The sequence below is a fragment of the Streptomyces rubrogriseus genome, from assembly GCF_027947575.1.
Lineage (GTDB): Bacteria > Actinomycetota > Actinomycetes > Streptomycetales > Streptomycetaceae > Streptomyces > Streptomyces rubrogriseus.
The window spans coordinates 6,447,528-6,468,669 of sequence record NZ_CP116256.1; the positions used below are offsets into that span (position 1 = coordinate 6,447,528).

General features: G+C 71.9%; 15 protein-coding genes. 4 read left to right on the plus strand and 11 right to left on the minus strand.

Annotated elements, in window-relative coordinates; all coding sequences use genetic code 11:
- Nucleotides 1-228 precede the first annotated feature (228 nt).
- From Sru02f_RS28965 to Sru02f_RS28975, 3 genes are all read right to left on the minus strand, one after another.
- Complete coding sequence (locus tag Sru02f_RS28965; RefSeq protein WP_109029927.1) at nucleotides 229-1,134, minus strand: ADP-ribosylglycohydrolase family protein; 906 nt, start codon at nucleotides 1,132-1,134, stop codon at nucleotides 229-231.
- A 12-nt stretch (nucleotides 1,135-1,146) separates the two neighbouring features.
- Nucleotides 1,147-1,806 carry a histidine phosphatase family protein gene (locus Sru02f_RS28970; RefSeq protein WP_109029928.1) on the minus strand — a complete coding sequence of 220 codons (660 nt, stop codon included), beginning with the start codon at nucleotides 1,804-1,806 and terminating at the stop codon, nucleotides 1,147-1,149.
- A 121-nt stretch (nucleotides 1,807-1,927) separates the two neighbouring features.
- Nucleotides 1,928-2,542, minus strand: coding sequence for a YdbC family protein (locus Sru02f_RS28975; protein ID WP_109029929.1), 615 nt, complete (start codon nucleotides 2,540-2,542; stop codon nucleotides 1,928-1,930).
- A 160-nt stretch (nucleotides 2,543-2,702) separates the two neighbouring features.
- Here Sru02f_RS28975 and Sru02f_RS28980 point away from each other — a divergent pair, with 160 nt between their 5' ends.
- Entirely contained in the window at nucleotides 2,703-3,236 is a 534-nt protein-coding gene (locus tag Sru02f_RS28980; protein WP_167469334.1) for a TerD family protein, read from the plus strand.
- 77 nt (nucleotides 3,237-3,313) lie between these two features.
- Here Sru02f_RS28980 and Sru02f_RS28985 read toward each other — a convergent pair whose 3' ends face one another.
- Both Sru02f_RS28985 and nrdR read right to left on the minus strand, forming a co-directional pair.
- Entirely contained in the window at nucleotides 3,314-6,214 is a 2,901-nt protein-coding gene (locus Sru02f_RS28985; protein WP_109029931.1) for a vitamin B12-dependent ribonucleotide reductase, read from the minus strand.
- Nucleotides 6,215-6,382: 168 nt separating this feature from the next.
- Nucleotides 6,383-6,928 carry a transcriptional regulator NrdR gene (gene nrdR / locus Sru02f_RS28990; RefSeq protein WP_109029932.1) on the minus strand — a complete coding sequence of 182 codons (546 nt, stop codon included), beginning with the start codon at nucleotides 6,926-6,928 and terminating at the stop codon, nucleotides 6,383-6,385.
- Nucleotides 6,929-7,527: 599 nt separating this feature from the next.
- Here nrdR and lexA point away from each other — a divergent pair.
- Nucleotides 7,528-8,307 carry a transcriptional repressor LexA gene (lexA, locus tag Sru02f_RS28995; RefSeq protein ID WP_109029933.1) on the plus strand — a complete coding sequence of 260 codons (780 nt, stop codon included), beginning with the start codon at nucleotides 7,528-7,530 and terminating at the stop codon, nucleotides 8,305-8,307.
- An 88-nt stretch (nucleotides 8,308-8,395) separates the two neighbouring features.
- Here the strand turns inward: lexA and Sru02f_RS29000 are convergent, their stop codons facing one another.
- The 4 genes from Sru02f_RS29000 to Sru02f_RS29015 form a co-directional block, all read right to left on the minus strand.
- Nucleotides 8,396-10,390 (minus strand): ATP-dependent DNA helicase, encoded by a 1,995-nt coding sequence (locus Sru02f_RS29000; RefSeq protein ID WP_109029934.1) that lies wholly within the window; start codon nucleotides 10,388-10,390, stop codon nucleotides 8,396-8,398.
- Nucleotides 10,391-10,691: 301 nt separating this feature from the next.
- Complete coding sequence (locus Sru02f_RS29005; protein WP_109029935.1) at nucleotides 10,692-11,432, minus strand: GNAT family N-acetyltransferase; 741 nt, start codon at nucleotides 11,430-11,432, stop codon at nucleotides 10,692-10,694.
- The gene (locus Sru02f_RS29010; protein ID WP_109029936.1) at nucleotides 11,425-13,392 is read right to left on the minus strand and encodes an IucA/IucC family protein; all 1,968 of its coding nucleotides are present in this window, start codon (nucleotides 13,390-13,392) and stop codon (nucleotides 11,425-11,427) included. The genes Sru02f_RS29005 and Sru02f_RS29010 overlap by 8 nt, the downstream gene beginning before the upstream one ends.
- Nucleotides 13,389-14,711: an aminotransferase class III-fold pyridoxal phosphate-dependent enzyme gene (locus Sru02f_RS29015; protein WP_373103594.1), complete on the minus strand. Its 1,323-nt coding sequence runs from the start codon at nucleotides 14,709-14,711 to the stop codon at nucleotides 13,389-13,391. The genes Sru02f_RS29010 and Sru02f_RS29015 overlap by 4 nt, the downstream gene beginning before the upstream one ends.
- Before the next feature lie 532 nt (nucleotides 14,712-15,243).
- Between Sru02f_RS29015 and Sru02f_RS29020 the strand changes: the two genes are divergently transcribed.
- Nucleotides 15,244-16,473, plus strand: coding sequence for a trypsin-like serine peptidase (locus Sru02f_RS29020; RefSeq protein ID WP_109029938.1), 1,230 nt, complete (start codon nucleotides 15,244-15,246; stop codon nucleotides 16,471-16,473).
- A 97-nt stretch (nucleotides 16,474-16,570) separates the two neighbouring features.
- The gene (locus Sru02f_RS29025) at nucleotides 16,571-17,788 is read left to right on the plus strand and encodes a trypsin-like serine peptidase (RefSeq protein ID WP_109029939.1); all 1,218 of its coding nucleotides are present in this window, start codon (nucleotides 16,571-16,573) and stop codon (nucleotides 17,786-17,788) included.
- 105 nt (nucleotides 17,789-17,893) lie between these two features.
- Here Sru02f_RS29025 and hflX read toward each other — a convergent pair whose 3' ends face one another.
- Together hflX and Sru02f_RS29035 are read right to left on the minus strand one after the other, a co-directional pair.
- Nucleotides 17,894-19,387, minus strand: coding sequence for a GTPase HflX (hflX, locus tag Sru02f_RS29030; protein ID WP_109029940.1), 1,494 nt, complete (start codon nucleotides 19,385-19,387; stop codon nucleotides 17,894-17,896).
- Between the two features lie 146 nt (nucleotides 19,388-19,533).
- Nucleotides 19,534-21,072, minus strand: a complete 1,539-nt coding sequence (locus Sru02f_RS29035) for a M1 family metallopeptidase (protein WP_109029941.1) — start codon at nucleotides 21,070-21,072, stop codon at nucleotides 19,534-19,536.
- Between the last annotated feature and the right edge of the window lie 70 nt (nucleotides 21,073-21,142).

The following is a 21,142-nucleotide window of genomic DNA, read 5'->3' on the forward strand; positions in this document are numbered from 1 at the left end:
TGCTCGCGTCCGACCGGGCGACCGGCCGGCCGAGCGGGGCGGCGGACAGCACGACGCACAGCACGACGGACAGCAGCGCGACGAACACCGACAGCGCGTCCACGTCCCACCCCCATGACCTTCCTGTCTGCCCGGAGGCGGTGCCCCGGGCAGCGGTTGTCATGACAACGCACTGGCGGTCACGCAGAGTTCCCGACGCACACGGAGAGTTTCCGTCGAGGGGCCGGGTCAGGCCGGCGTCGCCATCCAGGCGGGCAGCGCCTCGACCCGCTCCGCCCACTCGGCCGGGGGCGCCCCAGCCTTGCCGGCCGCGATCACCCCGCCCACGATGGCACAGGTGGTGTCCACGTCCCCGCCGACCTGGGCGGTGGTCCAGAACGCCGTCTCGTAGTCCCGGAGGGCGCGCGCCGCGGACCACAGGGCGAAGGGGACCGTGTCATGGGCGGTCGTACGCCGACCGCAGCCCAGGACCGCCGCCACCGTGGCCGCGTCGCCGTAGTCGAGCATGTCCCGGGCGCGTCGCAGCCCTGCGCCCACCGCGCTCTTCGGTACGAGCGCGATCACCCCGTCGAGGAGCGTGTGCGCTGTGGGCGGGCCGGACGGATCGGCGGCCAGCGCCGCGGCCGCCGCGACGGCCATGGCACCGACCACGGCCTCACGGTGCTGGTGTGTCGGGTAGGCCGAGATCTCCGCCTGGTGGGTCGCCTGCTCCGGATCGTCCGCGTACCAGGCACCGAGCGGGGCGATGCGCATGGCGGCGCCGTTGCCCCACGAGCCCTGGCCGTTGAACAGCGCCGCGGCCAGCTCGCGCCAGTCGCCGCCTTCGCGGACCAGCCGCAGCAGCCGGTTGACCGCGGGGCCGTAACCCCGGTCGAAGTCGTGGTGGTGGGCGAAGGAGTGTGCCAGGGCGTCCTGGTCGATGCGGTGGTGGGCGGCCAGGACGGAGACGACGGAACAGGCCATCTCCGTGTCGTCCGTCCACTGCCAGGTACCGGACGGCAGCTCGCGGCGCCCCAACAGCGGGTAGTTCGCGGGAACGAAGAACTGTGAGCCGAGCGCGTCCCCCACCGAAAGTCCGCGCAGGCTGGAAAGGGCGCGGTCCAGGCGCCCGTCAGAAGAGGAATGAAGGGTCATCGCCCCGCCACTCTATCCGGTGATCCCGTACGGTTCCGGATCTCGCCAGCGTTCGAAGGGCCGGTCAAGGCTGTACTTGCCGTCCTCACCGAGAACGAGCATCCGCATCTCGGCGTTCCCGGGGTTGGACAGCGACTCGAACTCCGCGACCGTCCAGTGGAACCACCTCATGCAGAACAGCCGCATGGCCAGTCCGTGCGTCACCAGCAGCACGTTCGGGGGATGGTCCGGGTCGTCGAAGCTGCGGAACAGGCTCTCCAGGAAGCCGCCGACCCGGTCGTACACGTCGGCGCCGGACTCGCCCTGGGCAAAGCGGTAGAAGAAGTGCCCGTAGGCGTCGCGGTAGGCCTTCTGCAGGCGCACGTCGTCGCGGTCCTGCCAGTTGCCCCAGTCCTGCTCCCGCAGCCGGGGCTCCTCACGTATCCGTATGAGGTCCGGGTCGAGGCGGAAGGCGCGGAGCGTCTCGTGGGTGCGGCGGTACGGGGAGACGTACACGCTGATCCGCTCGCTGCCGAACACCTCGCGCAGCCCCTTGCCGGTCTCCTCGGCCTGCGCCCGGCCCCGGTCGGTGAGGGCGAGCGCGTGGTCGGGTTCGCGCTCGTACACGGTGTCATCGACGTTGCCGGTCGACTCGCCGTGCCGGACAAGAACGATGCGCCGTGGTCGTGCCATGCCAGAACCCTAGATCGAGACGGGCGGAACCAAGCACCCGTACGAGCCCCGTACGGCGTACGTCACACAGTTTCCACACCTGGGAGAGGTATGCGGGTATGCGGGTCCGGATCTCAAACGTTCACACGGTCCAGGAAGGTTCCAGTTGCACGATGTCGCCCGTGAGCGCCGCGATGTCGGCCTCCGTCTGGGCGCGCAGGGCGAGCCGCTCCACCCGCTCGGTGCGGTACTTCCCGTGTTCGGCGGCCGACAGCCACATGGACAGCACTAGGTACTCGTTGTACCCGTTCCCCGGGGCCTCGCCGAACAGGCCGCGGATCATGCCGGGCGAGCCGGCCATCGCCGGGTTCCAGACCTTCTCCTGCATGAGGACGTAGTGCTCCGACCGCTCCTCGTGGACCCGGCACAGCGCCACCCGCAGCAGGTCGGCGTCGGTGAAGCGCGGCTCGAACCCGGTCTTCACGTCGAAGCGGTAGTCGAAGAGCCTGACCTGGGCGTCCTTGAACGTGCCCACCTGGGCCGAGGCCAGCCTGTCGTGGGAACGGGCCATGAAGGAGTCGTAGAAGGCACGGCTCTCCCAGAAGGCGAAGACGTGCGCCACGTCCGGCCGCCCCCGGCTCCAGCCACCCCCCTGTCCCCGAAAACCCGGCTCCCCCGGAAGCCCCGCCCACTTCCGCTGCCCCCGTTCGAAACCGCGGCGGTCCACCACGGTGCAGCGAATCCACTTGACCAGCACCGCGCCATGGTAAGGCCAGCGAACCCGGCGCCGGTCGCTCTCCGCGGGACCGCTTGCCCGCACGCCCGTCCCGGTGCGTGGCAGGATGGACAACCGGCCGCCACCGCCCGGCAGTTCAGGTGGCCCGGGCGGGGCGGGGGGACCTGGGAAGGGGAAGTCTGTGAACGGCCTCAGCAAGGGCATGGGCAAGGTCGAGGTCGCGCTGCGGTGGGACCCGAGTCCGGCGGGAGAGCCACCCACCGATCTGGACCTCGTCGCCGGGACCTATCCGGCCGGTGACCCGTACGGGACCCCGGTCTACGTGGTGCACTTCGACAGCCGCTCGCCCGACGGCACGATCTACCTCAACCGGGACAGCAAGGACGGCAAGGGCTTCGGTTTCGACGAGGTCATGACCCTGGAGCTGGAGCGGCTGGACGCCCGGTACGCGCGCGTGGTGGTGGGCGTCGCCATCCAGCAGCACACCGAGGACCGGACCTTCCGCGACGTGGCCGCCCCGGGCCTGCGCATCCGCGAGGGCTACACGGACCTGGCCGCGGAGGACTTCGCCGGCGTTCCGGCCGCCACCGCGGCGACGGTCGCGGAGTTCGTCCGGGACGAGGCGGGGGCGTGGGAGTTCCGCGCCGGCGTGCACGGCTTCGACGGCGATCCCGCGACGTTCACCCGGGTGATGGGCGCGGCACGGCGCCCCTGACGTTGCCGGTGGATGAGTAAGGGGCGCCCACCATTGGCGGGCGCCCCTTACTCATGGGCGGCTGGAGCGACTACGCGTCAGCTGCAACCGCTGGTCGAGCCGCAGCCCTCGCAGATGTAGCAGGAGCCGGCGCGCTGCATCTTCGTGCCGCAGGAGAAGCAGAGCGGGGCGTCGGCCTGGATGCCCAGCTGCATCTCCACCAGCTCGGCGCTGGTGTGCGCCTGCTGCGGAGCGGGCTTGGCGGCCTCGGCCTCGGCCTTCGGCGTGGCGACGGCCACCAGCTCCTGGGCGCGGGGCGCCGACTGGGCCAGGCCCTCGACGTCCAGCTCGTCGTCGGACGGCTCGTACGACCCGGTCTCCAGGTGGCGCTGGCGCTCCTCGGCGGAGTGGATGCCGAGCGCGGAGCGCGTCTCGAAGGGCAGGAAGTCCAGCGCCAGGCGGCGGAAGATGTAGTCGACGATCGACTGCGCCATCCGCACGTCCGGGTCGTCCGTCATGCCGGCCGGCTCGAAGCGCATGTTGGTGAACTTCGAGACGTACGTCTCCAGCGGCACGCCGTACTGGAGGCCGACGGAGACCGCGATGGAGAAGGCGTCCATCATGCCCGCGAGGGTCGAGCCCTGCTTGGACATCTTGAGGAAGACCTCGCCGAGACCGTCGTCCGGGTAGGAGTTGGCGGTCATGTAGCCCTCGGCGCCGCCGACGGTGAAGGACGTGGTGATGCCGGGGCGTCCCTTCGGAAGGCGCTTGCGGACCGGGCGGTACTCGACGACCTTCTCGACCGTCTCGCGGATGGCCGCCTCGGTCTTCTCGGTGATCTCCGCCTTCTCGTCCTTGGCGGACTTGGTCTTGGCGGAGAGGGGCTGGCCGACCTTGCAGTTGTCGCGGTAGATGGCGAGCGCCTTGACGCCCATCTTCCAGGCCTCGAAGTAGACCTCCTCGACGTCCTCGACGGTCGCCGACTCCGGCAGGTTGACCGTCTTGGAGAGGGCGCCGGAGATCCACGGCTGGATGGCGGCCATCATGCGGACGTGGCCCATCGCGGAGATGGAACGCTCGCCCATCGCGCAGTCGAACACCTCGTAGTGCTCGTGCTTGAGACCGGGCGCGTCGATCACGTTGCCGTGCTCGGCGATGTGGGCGACGATCGCCTCGATCTGCTCCTCCTGGTAGCCCAGGCGGCGCAGGGCCTGCGGGACGGTGCCGTTGACGATCTGCATCGAGCCGCCGCCGACCAGCTTCTTGAACTTGACCAGGGCGAGGTCGGGCTCGAGGCCGGTGGTGTCGCAGGACATCGCGAGGCCGATGGTGCCGGTCGGGGCGATGACGGACGCCTGGGAGTTGCGGAAGCCGTTCTTCTCGCCGAGGCGCAGCACGTCCTGCCAGGCCTCGGTGGCGGCGGCCCAGATCGGAGTGTCGAGGTCGTCCATGCGGACGGCCTTGGCGTTCTCGTCGGAGTGCTGCTTCATGACCCGCAGGTGCGGCTTGGCGTTGCGGGCGTAGCCGTCGTACGGGCCGACGATCGCGGCCAGCTCGGCGGAGCGCCGGTACGACGTGCCGGTCATCAGGGAGGTGATGGCGCCGGCCAGGGCGCGGCCGCCGTCGGAGTCGTAGGCGTGGCCGGTCGCCATCAGCAGGGCGCCGAGGTTGGCGTAGCCGATGCCGAGCTGGCGGAAGGCGCGGGTGTTCTCGCCGATCTTCTGGGTCGGGAAGTCCGCGAAGCAGATGGAGATGTCCATCGCGGTGATGACCAGCTCGACGACCTTCGAGAAGCGCTCGGCGTCGAAGGACTGGTTGCCCAAGCCGTCGTCCTTCAGGAACTTCATCAGGTTCAGCGAGGCGAGGTTGCAGGACGTGTTGTCCAGGTGCATGTACTCGCTGCACGGGTTCGAGCCGTTGATGCGGCCGGACTCCGGGCAGGTGTGCCAGGCGTTGATGGTGTCGTCGTACTGGATGCCCGGGTCGGCGCAGGCCCAGGCGGCCTCGGCCATCTTGCGGAAGAGCGCCTTGGCGTCGACCTCCTCGATGACCTCGCCGGTCATGCGGGACGTCAGGCCGAACTTGCCGCCGTCCTGCACGGCCTTCATGAACGTGTCGTTCACCCGGACCGAGTTGTTGGCGTTCTGGTACTGGACGGACGTGATGTCGTCGCCGCCCAGGTCCATGTCGAAGCCCGCGTCGCGCAGGGCGCGGATCTTCTCCTCTTCCTTGACCTTGGTCTGGATGAAGTCCTCGATGTCGGGGTGGTCGACGTCGAGGATGACCATCTTGGCCGCGCGGCGGGTGGCGCCGCCGGACTTGATGGTGCCGGCGGAGGCGTCGGCGCCGCGCATGAAGGAGACCGGTCCCGAGGCGTTGCCGCCGGAGGAGAGGAGTTCCTTGGAGGAGCGGATCCGGGAGAGGTTCAGGCCGGCGCCGGAGCCGCCCTTGAAGATCATGCCCTCTTCCTTGTACCAGTCGAGGATCGACTCCATGGAGTCGTCGACGGACAGGATGAAGCAGGCGGAGACCTGCTGCGGCTGGGGCGTGCCGACGTTGAACCACACCGGGCTGTTGAAGCTGAAGATCTGGTGCAGGAGGGCGTAGGCCAACTCGTGCTCGAAGATCTCGGCGTCGGCGGGCGAGGCGAAGTACTTGTGGTCCTCGCCGGCCTTCCGGTACGTCTTCACGATGCGGTCGATGAGCTGCTTCAGGCTCACCTCGCGCTGCGGGGTGCCCACGGCGCCCCGGAAGTACTTGCTGGTGACGATGTTGACCGCGTTCACCGACCAGAACTCGGGGAACTCGACGCCACGCTGCTCGAAGTTGACCGAGCCGTCGCGCCAGTTGGTCATGACGACGTCACGACGCTCCCAGGCCACCTCGTCGTAGGGGTGGACGCCGGGAGTGGTGTGGACGCGCTCGACGCGGAGTCCCTTGCCCGCCTTGGTGCCCTTGGCGCGGGAACTCCGTGCCGGACCGCTCGCCGTCTCTGTCATGCCGCCTCCCTGTACGGGCGAAAACGCCCTGAAGTGCCCCGATTGTTCCCGTGGGCACGGTGTTCTGTCTGGTGTTGCGGGCATCTCTCGGACCGCCCGCAACAGGTCTTTCTCACTCGCCGCCGTCCGGCCGGGCCCGGGCGCCGAAGTCCGGGTCCGGCCCGCCGATCAGTCGGCGGCGCCTGCGGGCTCGGGGACCTGTCCTGCCCCCGTGGGCCCGCGGTCGTTCTCCTGGCTCCCCGTGCCGGTGTCGTCCTCGCCGGGGTGCCCCGTCGTCTCCCTCAGTTCCGTGATCGCGGCCTCGAAGTCCTCGAGCGAGTCGAACGCCCGGTAGACGGAGGCGAATCGCAGATAGGCGACGAGGTCGAGCTCCTGCAACGGTCCGAGGATGGCCAGCCCCACGTCGTGGGTGGTCAGCTCGGCGCTTCCGGTGGCCCGCACCGCCTCCTCGACCCGCTGGCCGAGCTGGGCGAGCGCGTCCTCGGTGACGGGCCGGCCCTGACAGGCCTTGCGCACACCGTTGATCACCTTGGTGCGGCTGAACGGTTCGGTGACCCCGGACCGCTTCACCACCATGAGCGAGCACGTCTCCACGGTCGTGAACCGACGGGAGCAGTCAGGGCACTGGCGGCGCCTGCGGATCGACGTGCCGTCGTCGGTCGTACGACTGTCGACGACACGGCTGTCGGGGTGCCTGCAGAAGGGGCAGTGCATGGCCTCCGAACCCTCCTCACAGCAGACTCAACAGCCTCGAAAGGCCCTTCAGGCCCCTCGAAGCAGCCCCCAGCATAGGCGATCGCGGCGGGCTCGAAGACCCGGGGGACCACAACTTGTGGGCTGCTCTCGCTATCCAACCACTAGATGTGGGGATTGGCTCATACATACACGCCCTGCACGCGTGTCGCGCCTGTGCGTGCGCGGCCGCCCGCGCCGCCCCCCTGCGCCCAACCGCCACTCGCACCCAGCCGTCGCCCGCACGCGCCGCGGCCGTGTCGGGGCCGCGCCGCCCGGGGCATGCGGAGATACGGTGGGCGCCGCGGGGAGGGGACGTGGGGCTACCGCAACGGATGGGAGACCCGCCCCGTCGAACGGGATGCCGGATGGCAGACTGTGGTGACATCCCGGAGGTTGTCACCACGGCGGTGAAGAGTACAGCAATGAGCCCTTTTGTCCGCCAGGCGCCACGGTAGCCATACACCCAGGCACGCGATACGAGCGAGCGATTCGCGTTTTTTCACTCGAACGTGTGTTTGGCGCAACCTTTCGAAAGCTACTACCGTTGTGCAGCAGGGAGACCATCGAGAGGGGCCGACGTGACCACCACCGCCGACAGTGCCACCATCACTGCCCAGGAACGCCCCCAGGGCCGTCCTGAGCCGGTGCACGCGATGAGCGACGCCGCGAATCCCGAGGGGCACAAGCGCTCCCTGCCAGGACGACCTCCCGGCATCCGGGCGGACAGCTCGGGGCTCACCGACCGCCAGCGCCGGGTGATCGAGGTCATCCGCGACTCCGTGCAGCGGCGCGGATACCCGCCGTCGATGCGGGAGATCGGCCAGGCCGTCGGTCTCTCCAGCACCTCGTCCGTGGCGCACCAGCTGATGGCACTCGAACGCAAGGGCTTCCTGCGCCGGGACCCGCACCGCCCGCGCGCCTACGAGGTGCGCGGCTCCGACCAGGCCGCCTCGGTGCAGCCCACGGACACCGCCGGAAAGCCGGCCGCCTCGTACGTCCCGCTGGTCGGCCGGATCGCCGCCGGTGGTCCGATCCTGGCCGAGGAGTCCGTCGAGGACGTCTTCCCGCTCCCCCGGCAGCTGGTCGGCGACGGTGAGCTGTTCGTCCTGAAGGTCGTCGGCGACTCGATGATCGAGGCCGCGATCTGCGACGGCGACTGGGTCACGGTCCGCCGTCAGCCGGTCGCGGAGAACGGCGACATCGTGGCCGCGATGCTCGAAGGCGAGGCCACCGTCAAGCGCTTCAAGCGCGAGGACGGCCACGTCTGGCTTCTCCCGCACAACTCGGCGTACGAGCCGATTCCCGGTGACGACGCGACCATCCTCGGCAAGGTGGTGGCCGTACTGCGTCGCGTCTGAGCGCCACGGCGGGCGGGTACGCGCGACAGCGCCCCGCCGACCAGACCGGGCCCCGGGACCTCTGCGCCGGTTCCGGGGCCCAGCGCTGTCAGCCGCTCTCCGTCTGCCCCGCGGCCTCGGTCTGCCGTGCCTTCGCATCGATCGCGGCGAGTGACTTGCGGACCTGGTTTCGGTCCGTGGTGAACCAGAAGTCGGGCAGCGACGCCTTCAGATAGCTGCCGTACCGGGCCGTCGCCAGTCGCTGGTCGAGTACGGCGACCACCCCGCGGTCGCCCGACGCGCGGACCAGCCTGCCCGCGCCCTGCGCCATGAGCAGCGCGGCGTGGGTGGCGGCGACCGCCATGAAGCCGTTGCCCCCTGCCTCCTCCACCGCCTTCTGGCGTGCGCTCATCAGGGGGTCGTCGGGACGCGGGAACGGGATCTTGTCCATGACGACCAGCTGGCAGCTGGGCCCGGGCACGTCGACGCCCTGCCACAGGGACAGGGTGCCGAAGAGGCAGGTCCCGGGGTCGGCCGCGAAGTTCTTGATCAGCTCGCCGAGGGTCTCCTCGCCCTGGAGGAGGATCGGGTACTCCGGGATCCGCGAGCGCAGCTCCTCGGCGGCCAGCTGGGCCGCGCGCATCGAGGAGAACAGGCCCAGGGTGCGGCCGCCCGCCGCCTGGATCAGCTCGGTCAGCTCGTCGAGCATGTCGCCGCGGTCGCCGTCCCTGGCGGGGCGGGCCAGGTGCTTGGCGACGTAGAGGATGCCCTGCTTGCGGTAGTCGAAGGGCGAGCCGACGTCGACGCCCTTCCACTGGGGCACGTCGTCGCCCTCGGTGCCCTCGGGGGCGAGGCCGAGGGACGCCCCGACGCCGTTGAAGTCGCCGCCCAGCTTCAGCGTCGCGGAGGTCAGGACGACCGAGCGGTCGGTGAAGAGCTTCTCCCGCAGCAGTCCGGAGACGGACATCGGCGCGACCCGCAGCGAGGCGCCGAACCGGTCGTGGCGCTCGTACCAGACGACGTCCCACTCGGAGCCGTTGGTGATCCGCTCCGCCACGTCGTGCACGGACTCCACGGAGGCCAGCGCCTGCTTGCGGACCGCGTCCTCGTCCTGCACGGACTTGTCACGGGTGGTCCCGATCGCCGAGATGACCGTGCGACAGGCGTCCCGCAGGGCCATCAGGGCGTAGCCGAGATCCTCCGGGACCTCCTCGAGGCGGCCCGGCAGCGCGAGCTCCATCAGCCGCTCGAAGCCCTCCGCGGCGGTCTGGAGCTGGTCGGCGGCCTTCTCGTTCACCAGCTTCGCGGCACGGCGCACCGCACGGTTGACCTGGCCGGGGGTCAGCTCGCCGGTGGCGACTCCGGTGACCCGGGAGACCAGCTCGTGCGCCTCGTCGACGATCAGCACCTCGTGCTGCGGCAGGACGGGCGCGCCCTCGATGGCGTCGATCGCGAGCAGCGCGTGATTGGTGACGACGACCTCGGAGAGCTTGGCCCGCTCACGGGCCGACTCGGCGAAGCACTCGGCGCCGTAGGCACACTTCGAGGCGCCCAGGCACTCCCGGGAGGACACCGACACCTGCGCCCAGGCGCGGTCGGAGACGCCCGGCGTGAGGTCGTCGCGGTCGCCGGTCTCGGTCTCGTCCGCCCAGTCGCGCATCCGCAGCAGGTCCTGGCCCAGTTTGCTGGTGGGGGCGGCGGCCTCGAACTGGTCGAAGAGGCCCTCCTCCTCGTCCTGCGGCATGCCCTCGTGCAGCCGGTGCAGGCACAGATAGTTCGACCGGCCCTTGAGCATCGCGAACTCGGGACGGCGGCGCAGCTGGGGATGGAGCGCGTCGACCGTGCGGGGCAGGTCCCGCTCGACCAGCTGGCGCTGCAGGGCCAGGGTCGCCGTGGCCACGACCACCCGCTCGCCGTGCGCCAGCGCGGGCACCAGGTACCCCAGCGACTTTCCGGTGCCGGTGCCGGCCTGGACGAGCAGGTGGGAGCCGCCGTCGATGGCTTCCTCGACGGCTTCGGCCATGGCCACCTGGCCGGGACGCTCCGTTCCGCCGACGGCGGTGACGGCGGCGTGCAGGAGTTCGGGGAGTGAGGGCTTCGTCATAGCGCGACCACCCTACGGCCCGGGACTGACAAACGGGTCGGCAAGGCGGGGGCGAGCGACGTGAGTGACCGTGGGGACAGGCGGGGCAAGGGTGGCTCCTGGGCGGCCGAGCGGCGAAACGGGGTGGGCGGCCGGCGGCACGGGGACGGGCGACCGACCGGCGGAGACGCGGAGAGGCGGGGATGAGGAGAGGCGGGGGCGAGGAAAGACGGTGGGCGGGACGACGGATACGCCGGGCGGGGCGGCACAGGGCGTGGCGCCGGGCGGACGACTGAGGACGGCGGGTGGGCGGCCCCGCGCTTCACGGCGACTGTTCCCGCGCCTCGCGTGCCCGGACCATGAGAACGGCGCGCTTGGTGGGCAGCTCCACCTCCCCCGTCGGCCGGAACCCGGCGCCGAGGAACGCCGCGACGGACGGCCTGTTGCGGACGTCGGGTTCGGCGAGCACGCGCGTGCAGGCCGGTCGGCCCGCGAGGACGAGGTCGGTGACGGCCCTGATCAGCTCGGTTCCGAGGCCCCGCCCGCGGTGGGTGCCGTCGCCGATCAGCAGGTGGACGCCGGTGTCGTGGGGCCGGACCGGGCAGTACCGGGCCAGCGGATCGAGATCGGCGCGGTAGATCTCCCAGTAGCTCATCGGCACCCCGTCCAGCGTCCCGACGCACGGGACGCTGCGCCCGTCGCCGGTCAGCTGGGCCCGTAGGTGGTCCGCGGTCACGCTCTGCGGGCCGGTCAGCTCCCAGTACGCCGCGACGGCGGGGTCGTTCATCCAGCGGGCGAGGAGGGGGACGTCCCGTTCGAGGTCGGCGGGGACCAGGTGGAAGACCCCGGCGGAGGTGTCGCTCGGCCCCCAGTCGGCGATCCCGTCGAGGAGGTCCTCACGCGCGCGTGCCGTCCCCGCTTGCGCGCAGTCGTGCGCCGGGGTCCGGAAGAGGGCGACGAACTCCTCGGGCAGGTGCAGGTCCAGGGTGTCGTCGGCGCTCGCGTCGGTGGGGTTCGTGGAATGCACAGTTCGCTCCTTCGGGAGGGCGGCCCGCTCAACCATGCAGGGGGTTGGCGATGGTGACGTAGACGGACTGGGTGTCCACCGGGCCGACGAGTTCGTCCAGGCCGTGCAGCCGGGTCAGCAGGTTCGCCTTGCAGCGCAGCACGGGTGAGTCGAGCAGGTAGGCGGGGAGCGGGCCGCCCTGGGGGTCGGGGCCCGAGTCCAGCTCACCGAGGAAGCGGCGGAAGGCCGCCAGCAGCGTGCCCTCCGGGGCGAGACGCTCGGAGCCGAAGGTGCCGATGAGACCGAACACGTTGTTGACGGCGAGGTAGTAGGCGAAGCGCTCGTCGGTGACGGCGTCGGCCACGAACGTGTCGCTGTGTTCGCCGATCCCGGGGAGCCTGGCGTCGAGTTCCGCACGCCGGGACTCGCGGAAGTAGTAGCCCTGGTTGTCGCGGTAGCGGCCGCCCGCGGGCCAGCCGTCGGCGTCCAGCATGACGAGCGTGTTCTGCTGGTGCGCCTCCAGGGCGATCCCCGCGCGGGCGTCCAGCCACAGGACGGGGCGAACGACGTGGTGGAGGTAGCGCAGGAACCACTCCACGGCGACCGCCTCGCGCGGGCGGCCGGTCCGCCCGGCGAGCCGGGTGACCACCTCCGCCAGCCGGGTGTGCGGCCGCGGCGCCACGAGGGAGGCCACGCAGCAGACGTCGTCCGAGGGCCGGAAGGGGTTGTGCCGGACGACGACGTCGAGGCCGCGCACGGGCGTGCCGTCGGCGCCGTCGACGGCCAGCCAGGCGGGGTCGCGGACGATGTCGAAGTGCGGGTGGGCCGACCGCCACTGGCGGGACAGGCCGCGGCGCAGCAGGCGGTGCACCTCGACGCCGCGGTGGAGCTCCTTGCGGAGGTTCTCCCTGCGGGAGTTGGTGATGTGCAGGCCCAGCGAGAGCTTGAGCATGGCGGGTGCGCCACCCCGGTGGACGGTGCGCACGGAGGACGTGGGATGCCATGCCGGGCCCCGGGCGCCGAGGTCCCTGACCAGCCCGGCGTCCAGGAGGGCGGCGACGTCCGGCCGGTGCAGCACCGCGCGGAACTGCCAGGGGTGCAGCGGCAGGAGGGCGTACCCCTCCGGTGCCGCCGGACCGTCCGCAGCGAGGCGTGCGGTGAGCGCGGGCGCGGTGACCGGGCGGCCGCGCTCGGTCCAGGCCGAGTCGGTGCCGAGCACGGAGGGGGCGACGGCCAGCCAGTGCAGCGGGAAGGAGCCGCGCAGCTCCGGTGAGTACCGGCGTGCCTCGTCCTCGGTGAGGCCCTCCCGGCTCTTCGGGGTGGGATGCAGCGGGTGTCCGAGGAGCAGGGCCTGTTCGGCGGCGAGGAACAGGTCGGACCCGCCGCGTTCGCCTGAACCGGCGCGGTCCCGGAGGAAGACGGCGGTGCGGCGGACGGAGTCGGCCACGCGCGCGACGAGGTCGGGGCCGTCCGGCCCTGGTGCACCGGCCGTCTCGCGTACGAGCAGCGCGGCGAGCGTGACCGCGTCCACCGGCGGCGCCGACGCGGGAGCGCCGGACAGCCGCGGCGGGCCGAAGCGGTGCGCTCCGGTCGCGGACCAGTAGCGGACGGGCACGGCGAGCGCCGTACCGGAGGCCGGGAGCGGCACGTGGAGGACGCCGTCGTCGGGGGCGGACAGGTCGGCCTCACGGGCCCAGCAGCGGATCAGGTTCTCCGTGCCCGCGGCCTGGGCGGCGGCGCAGGGATCGAGGTCGTCCAGGGGGCCGGCCGCGGACTGGCGGGTGTGCGACGCGGGCCGCGGCCCGGGGAGGACGCCGTGCGCCGGGGCAAGCCGTGGTGCGGTGCCCGGAGTTCCGTCGGACTCCGCGGCGGCGTCGCGCGCGGCGACCGGAGCCGCGACAGGCCCCGGAGCAGCCGGGGTCCCGGGGGTGGAGGTTGCCGCGGGGGCCGGTTCGGGGGCGGGGTCGGTGTGCAACGCGGGTCCTCCTGGCGTGCCGTGTCCGGGGGTGGGTCTCATCTCGGGCCGCGCCTCCCGCGTAACGGGACGGGGCCGCCGGGACGGCCGCGGTCCACCGCCCGTACGGCGTCGGCGAGTCGGTCGAGGACGGCGGACATCTGCTCCTCGGTCACGATGAGCGGCGGCAGCAGCCGTACGACGTTCGCGCGCGGGCCCGTGACGTCCACGATCAGCCCGCGGCGCAGGCACTCCCGGCGGACGGCGGTGGCGAGCTCGGCGGCGGCGCCGGGGCGGACGGCGGTACCGGGGCGGGCGCCATGGGCGGTGACGTGGGGCGCGGTGTCCGGTGCCACGAGTTCGACACCGGCCATCAGGCCCCGCCCGCGCACGTCGCCGACACACGTGAACTCCGCGGCCAGGGCGCGCAGTCCGGTCAGCATCCGGCCGCCCAGCGTGGCGGCGTGTGCGGCCAGCCGGTGCTCGCGGACGTGGGCGAGGGTGGCGGCTCCCGCGGCCAGGGCCAGTTGGTTGCCGCGGAAGGCGCCGGCCGTACGCTCCGGTTCGCCCAGGTCCTCGCGGTGGACCACCACGGCCAGGGGGAGGCTGCCGCCGATCGCCTTGGCGAGGACCAGCACGTCGGGCGTGACTCCGCTGTGCTCGAAGGCCCAGTAGGCGCCGGTCCGGCCCACACCCGTTCCGGTCTCGTCGACGATGAGCGGGACGGCGCGGTCGGCCGCGCGGGCCCGCAGGCGCCGCACCAGGCCGTCCGGCACCGGACGCACCCCGGCCTCGCTTCGGACCGGTTCCAGGAGCAGTCCGGCAGGCCGCTCCCGTCCCGGCCCGCCGTCGCCGCCGCTGTCGCCGAGAACCGTCTCGTCGGCATCGGCATCGGCATCGGCATCGGCATCGGCATCGGTGACGGTGACCACCCGGGTCCGTCCGGTGGCGGCACGGACCAGCGCGACGGCGGCGTCGACCGGGTCCGTGCCGGCCGGGCCGCAGAACCGCACGCGCGCGCGGTCGGCGAGTCCCGGCGGCAGGGTGCGCAGCAGCTCGGTGACGAAGGCGTCCTCGACCGGTGTGGTGAGGTCCATGACGTGCAGGGGCGCGCCCGAGTCGAGGACCGCGCGGATCGCGTCCAGGACGACGGGGTGGTTGTGGCCGAGGGCCAGGGTGCCCGCGCCGGAGACACAGTCCAGGTAACGGCGGCCGTCGGCGCCCTCGATGGTGAGGCCCCGGGCGCGGACGGGTACGACCGGGAGAGCGCGCGCGTAGGTGCGCGCGGCCGGTTCCCGCGCCGCCGGGCGCCTCGGAGCACTCCTTCGCCCGCCGTCCCCCGGCCCCAGTCCAGATCCTGGCCCTGGCCCCGGCCCTGCCATGCCGCTCCCCTGCCCAGGGCCCTCGTGCAGGCCTCGCCCCTGCCCAGCGCCCGCGCGCGCGGCGTGCGCCCGCGTGGACGCCCCGGCCGCGGGCTCCCTCGCCACGACCGGCCCGGCGTTCCCGCCGGCGTCCGCGCACCCTCCGTACGGGGATCCCGCCACGGCTCGTCGACCTCCCGCCGTCCGGACACGACCCGACGTGCCGGGCGCTCCCGGCATGGGGGACCGCGTCCGGACAGCAGGCCCCCCACCGCTACCAACCGAGGACCGTTCACGGGGTTACGGCCTGCCTGAAGATCGTTGCCACGGCGGGAGTTCGCACGCGGCTTTCGCGGTCCGCTCGGGCTCCGCGACCCGGCGGTCCGCTCCGGCGGGCGACGCGTACCAGGTCAGGCGGCTGTATCCGAACCGTTGCCGTTCCGTCGGAACTCCCCCACAGCCACCGCATAGTGTGTGGTGCCGTTCCCGGTCACCGTCGTTCGGCGGTTCGACCGCGGCACCACGTTCGTTCACAGCAGGGGGAGTCAACACCATGCGATCCATACGGCCGTCGTTCAGCACGCGCGGAATCAGGCGCGGACGGCGCGGAACCTCCTCCGCGGCCGCCGCCGTGGCGCTCGTCTCGGCGCTCGCGCTCACCGCCACGGCGTGCGAGGACGGCGACCCCGAGGCGGGCGGCGACGCCGCGGCCTCCGCGTCCGCCGCGGACGACGGCAACGGCGGCATCCGGATCCCGGACGACATCAAGGACAAGCTCAAGGAACACGGGATCGACGTCGACGACTGGAAGAACGGCGCCTGGAAGAACTGGAACAAGGACGACTGGCTGCGCGAGGCGCAGGACTTCGTCAACCCGATCATCGAGGGCCTGTGGGACCCGGACCGGATGCGGGACGCCGAGGAGCCGGACCAGGAGGTCGACGAGAACGACATCTCCGGCGACCAGGGCGTGACCGACCCGGAGCCCGCGCCCGTCGAGGCGGAGGCCGTGCCGGCCAAGTACCACGACAACGCCGCCACGGCCGGCAAGCTCCTCTTCGACTCCCCCAAGGGTTCGATGGTGTGCTCGGCGACGGTCGTGAAGGACCCGGCCCACCCCGGCAAGTCCAACATGGTGTGGACGGCCGGCCACTGCGTGCACGCGGGCAAGAGCGGCGGCTGGTACCGCAACATCGCCTTCGTCCCGTCGTACAACGACGCGGACAAGTCGGTGGAGGAGCTGCAGAACGCCACCAAGGAGGAGCTCGCTCCCTACGGTGTCTGGTGGGGCGACTGGGCGCAGACCTCGGACCAGTGGATCGAGCAGGGCGGCGCGACCGGCGGTGACGGCGCCTCGTACGACTTCGCCGTGATCCATGTGACGCCGGAGAAGGGCAGCGGTGGCAAGTCGCTGGAGGAGACCGTCGGCGCCGCGCTGCCGGTCGACTTCGACGCGCCCGCCGTGCCGGAGATCGAGAGCATGAAGGCGACCGGCTACCCGGCCGCGCCGCCGTACGACGGCCAGAAGCTGTACCAGTGCCAGGACAAGCCCGGACGGCTGTCGCTCAACGCCTCCGACCCGACGATGTACCGCATCGGCTGCACCATGACCGGCGGCTCGTCCGGCGGTGGCTGGGTCGCCGCCGGTTCCGACGGCAAGCCCGCGCTGGTCTCCAACACCTCCATCGGTCCGGTGACGGCCGGCTGGCTGGCCGGTCCGCGCCTGGGCGACGAGGCCAAGGGCGTGTTCGACGCGGTGAGCGGCAAGTTCGCCGACCAGTGAGGACGGTGGGGTGCGTCGGGCCGGTGGCCGGCACCCCGCCGCGCGTTCCATGACAGACATTCACGTGTTCACACGTTTCAACGGGGGTTGTCGCACCATGCGTTCCACACCTGTGTCCGCCGCGCCACGGCGCGGGCGGCGCACCGCACTCGCCGCCGCCGGTCTGGTCGCCGCGCTCACGCTCACCGCGACCGCCTGCGGCGGGTCGGAGCAGGACGAGGCCGACGCCAAGCCCGGTGGCGGCACCTCCGGGGCCGCCGAGGCGGGCGGCACCGGTGGCGGCGAGGGCGGGCCGGCGGCCGGGCTCGCGAACCGGCTCAAGGAGCACGGCATCGACGTCGACCGGTGGAAGGACGGCGGCTGGAAGGACTGGGACCAGGACAAGTGGCTCAGTGAGGCCAAGGACTTCGTCAACCCGGTGATCGAGGGCCTGTGGGAGCCGGACCGGATGAAGTCCGCGAAGGAGGCCGACAAGACCGTCACCACCAAGGACGCCGCCGCCGACCAGGGCGCCACCGACCCGGAGCCGGCGCCCGTCGAGGCCGTGGCCGAGGAGAAGCCGTACCACGAGAACGCCGCTCCGGTGGGGAAGGTCTTCTTCGACTCCCCCGAGGGCTCGATGGTCTGCTCCGGCACGGTGATCAAGGACGTGAACCACCCCGGGAAGTCCAACCTGGTGTGGACGGCGGGCCACTGCGTGCACGCGGGCGGCAGCGGCGGCTGGTACCGCAACATCGCCTTCGTCCCGTCGTACAACGACTACGGCAAGTCCGAGGCGGAACTGGCGAACGCGACGACCACCGAGATGGCGCCGTACGGCACCTGGTGGGCCGACTGGGCGGCGACCTCGGACCAGTGGATCAAGGGCGGTTCGGAGAGCGGCGGTGACGGGGCCGCGTACGACTACTCGGTGCTGCACGTGAAGCCCGAGCAGGGCGGCAAGTCGCTGGAGGAGACCGTCGGCGCCGCGCTGGAGGTGGACTTCTCCGCCCCCTCGGCGACCGAGGTGTCCAGCATGGGTGCCTGGGGCTACCCGGCGGCCGCGCCGTACAACGGCCTGGAGATGTTCAAGTGCGTCGACCGGCCCGGCCGGCTGTCGCTGAGCCCGTCGCTGCCGACGATGTACCGCATCGGCTGCACCATGACCGGCGGCTCGTCCGGCGGCGGCTGGTTCCGGGTGGTGGACGGCGAGACCAGGCTGGTCTCGAACACCTCGATCGGCCCGCTGGAGAACACCTGGCTGGCGGGCCCGCAGCTCGGCCCGTCGGCCGAGGCGATGTACCAGAACATGAGCAAGACGTACGGCGGTCAGTGACCCGTACGGGATCCGTACGGATCCGCACGTGACCGAGGGCCCGTCCCCTGCCGCGGCAGGGGACGGGCCCTCGGTCGGTCGGCCTGCTGTTCGGCCGCGCGGGTCTCAGGCGAGCGGTGCCGGAACGTACGGCGCGAACTCCGCCGCCAGCTCCTCGTGCACCCGCACCTTGAGCAGGGTGCCCTCCGGGGTGTGCTCCTCGGAGATCACCTCGCCCTCGTCGTGGGCGCGGGCCACCAGCTTGCCGTGGGTGTACGGCACGAGCGCCTCGATCTCGACCGAGGGACGCGGCAGCTCGTTGTCGATCAGGGCGAGCAGCTGGTCGATGTTCTGGCCGGTGCGCGCCGAGACGGCGATGGCCCGCTTCTCGATCCGCAGCAGCCGCTGGAGCACCAGCGGGTCGGCCATGTCGGCCTTGTTGATCACGACGATCTCGGGCACGTCGGTGGCGCCGACGTCCCTGATCACCTCGCGCACGGCGGCCAGCTGCTCCTCCGGGACGGGGTGCGAACCGTCGACCACGTGGAGGATCAGGTCGGAGTCGCCGACCTCCTCCATCGTGGAGCGGAACGCCTCGACCAGGTGGTGCGGCAGGTGCCGGACGAAGCCGACGGTGTCGGCCAGGGTGTACAGCCGCCCGCTCGGGGTCTCGGCCCGGCGCACGGTCGGGTCGAGAGTCGCGAACAGGGCGTTCTCCACCAGCACGCCCGCGCCCGTGAGGCGGTTGAGCAGCGAGGACTTGCCGGCGTTGGTGTAGCCCGCGATGGCGACGGAGGGCACCTTGTGACGCTTGCGCTCCTGGCGCTTGATCTCGCGGCCGGTCTTCATCTCCGCGATCTCCCGGCGCATCTTCGCCATCTTCTCGCGGATCCGGCGCCGGTCCGTCTCGATCTTGGTCTCACCGGGACCACGGGTGGCGAGGCCGCCGCCCTTGCCGCCGCCCATCTGCCGGGACAGCGACTGACCCCAGCCGCGCAGCCTCGGCAGCATGTACTGCATCTGCGCGAGCGCGACCTGCGCCTTGCCCTCTCGGGACTTGGCGTGCTGGGCGAAGATGTCCAGGATCAGGGCCGTGCGGTCGATGACCTTGACCTTGACGACGTCCTCGAGGTGGATCAGCTGTCCCGGGCTCAGCTCACCGTCGCAGATGACGGTGTCAGCGCCCGTGTCGAGCACGACGTCCCGCAGCTCCTCGGCCTTGCCGGAGCCGATGTAGGTGGCGGCGTCGGGCTTGTCGCGGCGCTGGACGACGCCGTCGAGCACGAGCGCACCCGCCGTCTCCGCGAGGGCGGCCAGCTCGGCCAGGGAGTTCTCCGCGTCCTGCACGGTGCCCGAGGTCCAGACGCCGACGAGGACGACCCGCTCCAGCCGGAGCTGGCGGTACTCGACCTCGGTGACGTCCTCGAGCTCGGTGGAGAGGCCCGCCACGCGGCGCAGGGCCGCGCGGTCGGAGCGGTCGAACTGCTCACCGTCCCACTGCGAGTCGTTTCCGCGGTTCCAGGCGACGTCCTCTTCCATCAGGGCATCGGCCCGGAGGCCCTCGGGATAGGTCTGCTCGAGACGCTTGGTGTCCTGGGAGGGGGAAGAAGAGGAGGTCATTGGATCCTTACGTAGCTGGGAAGGGGTCGGCGCGGCGGACGGGCCGCGACATCGTGTACAACGTGCGAACGACCGGGGAGATTCCCGGGGCCCGTACCGCGCCGTCCCGAAGATGGTCGCACGGCACGGGCCGTCTCGTCACCGGCTTATTCCCCGTCTGCGTTCCGGGACGCCTTGGCGGGCCGCTTCCCCGCGGCCTTCTCGACGGGGTTCTGCTTCCAGTCCGGGTGGCCGGGCATCGGCGGGGTCTTCGCGCCGTACAGCCAGGCCTGGAAGAAGCCGCCCAGGTCCCGGCCGGAGGTCTCGGAGGCGAGCCGGACGAAGTCGGCGGTCGTCGCCGTGCCGTCCTGGTTGCGGGCGACCCACGCGCGCTCGACGCGTTCGAAGGCGGGGCTGCCGATCTCCTGGCGCAGGGCGTAGAGCACGAGCGCGCCGCCGTCGTAGACGTTGGCGCGGAAGATCCCGGTCTTGCTGCCGTTCTTCGGCGGCTTGGGGGCGGCGGGGGGTCCGCCCGCCGTGCGCCAGCGGTCGGAGGCCCCGTAGGCGGCCTTCATACGGGCCGCCACGGGCTTGTCCGCGGTCTCCTCCGCGTACAGCGCCTCGTACCAGGTGGCGTGGCCCTCGTTGAGCCACAGGTCGGACCAGGTGGCCGGGCTGACGCTGTTGCCGAACCACGAGTGGGCCAGCTCGTGCACCATGATCGACTCGACGTACCACTTCGGGTAGGCCGGCTCGGTGAACAGCTCCCGCTCGAAGAGGGTGAGCGTCTGGGTCTCGAGTTCGAAGCCGGTGGTGGCGTCGGCCATGAGCAGGCCGTACGTCTCGAAGGGGTAGCGCCCGACCTTCTGCTCCATCCACGTGATCTGGCCGGGGGTCTTCTCCAGCCACGGTTCGAGCGCCGCGCGGTGCTCGGTCGGCACCACGTCCCGGACGGGCAGTCCGTGCGGCCCGGCGCGGTGCAGCACCGTGGAGCGGCCGATGGACACCTGGGCCAGTTCGGTGGCCATGGGGTGGGGGCTCCGGTAGGTCCAGGTGGTCGATCCGCCGGTGCGGTCCACGCGGGTCGGCAGGCCGTTCGCGACGGCCGTGAGCCCGTCGGGGGCGGTGATGTGGAAGGTGAACCGCGCCTTGTCGGAGGGATGGTCGTTGCAGGGGAACACCAGGTGGGCGACGTCCGCCTGGTTGGCCATGGCGAGTCCGTCGGCGGTGCGCACCCAGCCGCCCGGACGGTCCTCGGAATACACCGGGTCGCTGCTGTGCCGCACGGTGATCCGCGTCCAGTCGCCCTCGTCGAGCGCGTCCTCGGGCGTCACGACGAGGTCCTCGCCCGCGGTGGCGAAGCCGGCGGGTTCGCCGTCGACCTCGACCGAGTCGACCTTCCCGTGGGCGAAGTCGAGGTTGATCCGGTCCAGGTCGGCGGTGGTCCGTGCCTCGATGGTGGTGACGGCCTTCAGCGGCTCGTCGTTGCTGCCGGAGTAGGTGAAGGAGAGGTCGTACGCCGCCACGTCGTACCCGGGGTTGCCCAGCTGCGGGAAGAGACGGTCGCCGACGCCCAGCGGGGTCGGCGGGGCGCTCGCGGCGACCAGGCAGACGGAGACGGCGGAGGCGAGCAGCGCCACGGCCCTGAGCCGGCGCCGGGGACGTGCGCGGAGTCGCGGAGTCGGGGGGTGAGGGGTGTGCGGCATCCCCCACGGCTATCAGCGCGCGCGTGCCCGACGGCGACGGCGCGCGCCCGGGGCACCCGAACGGGTCCCC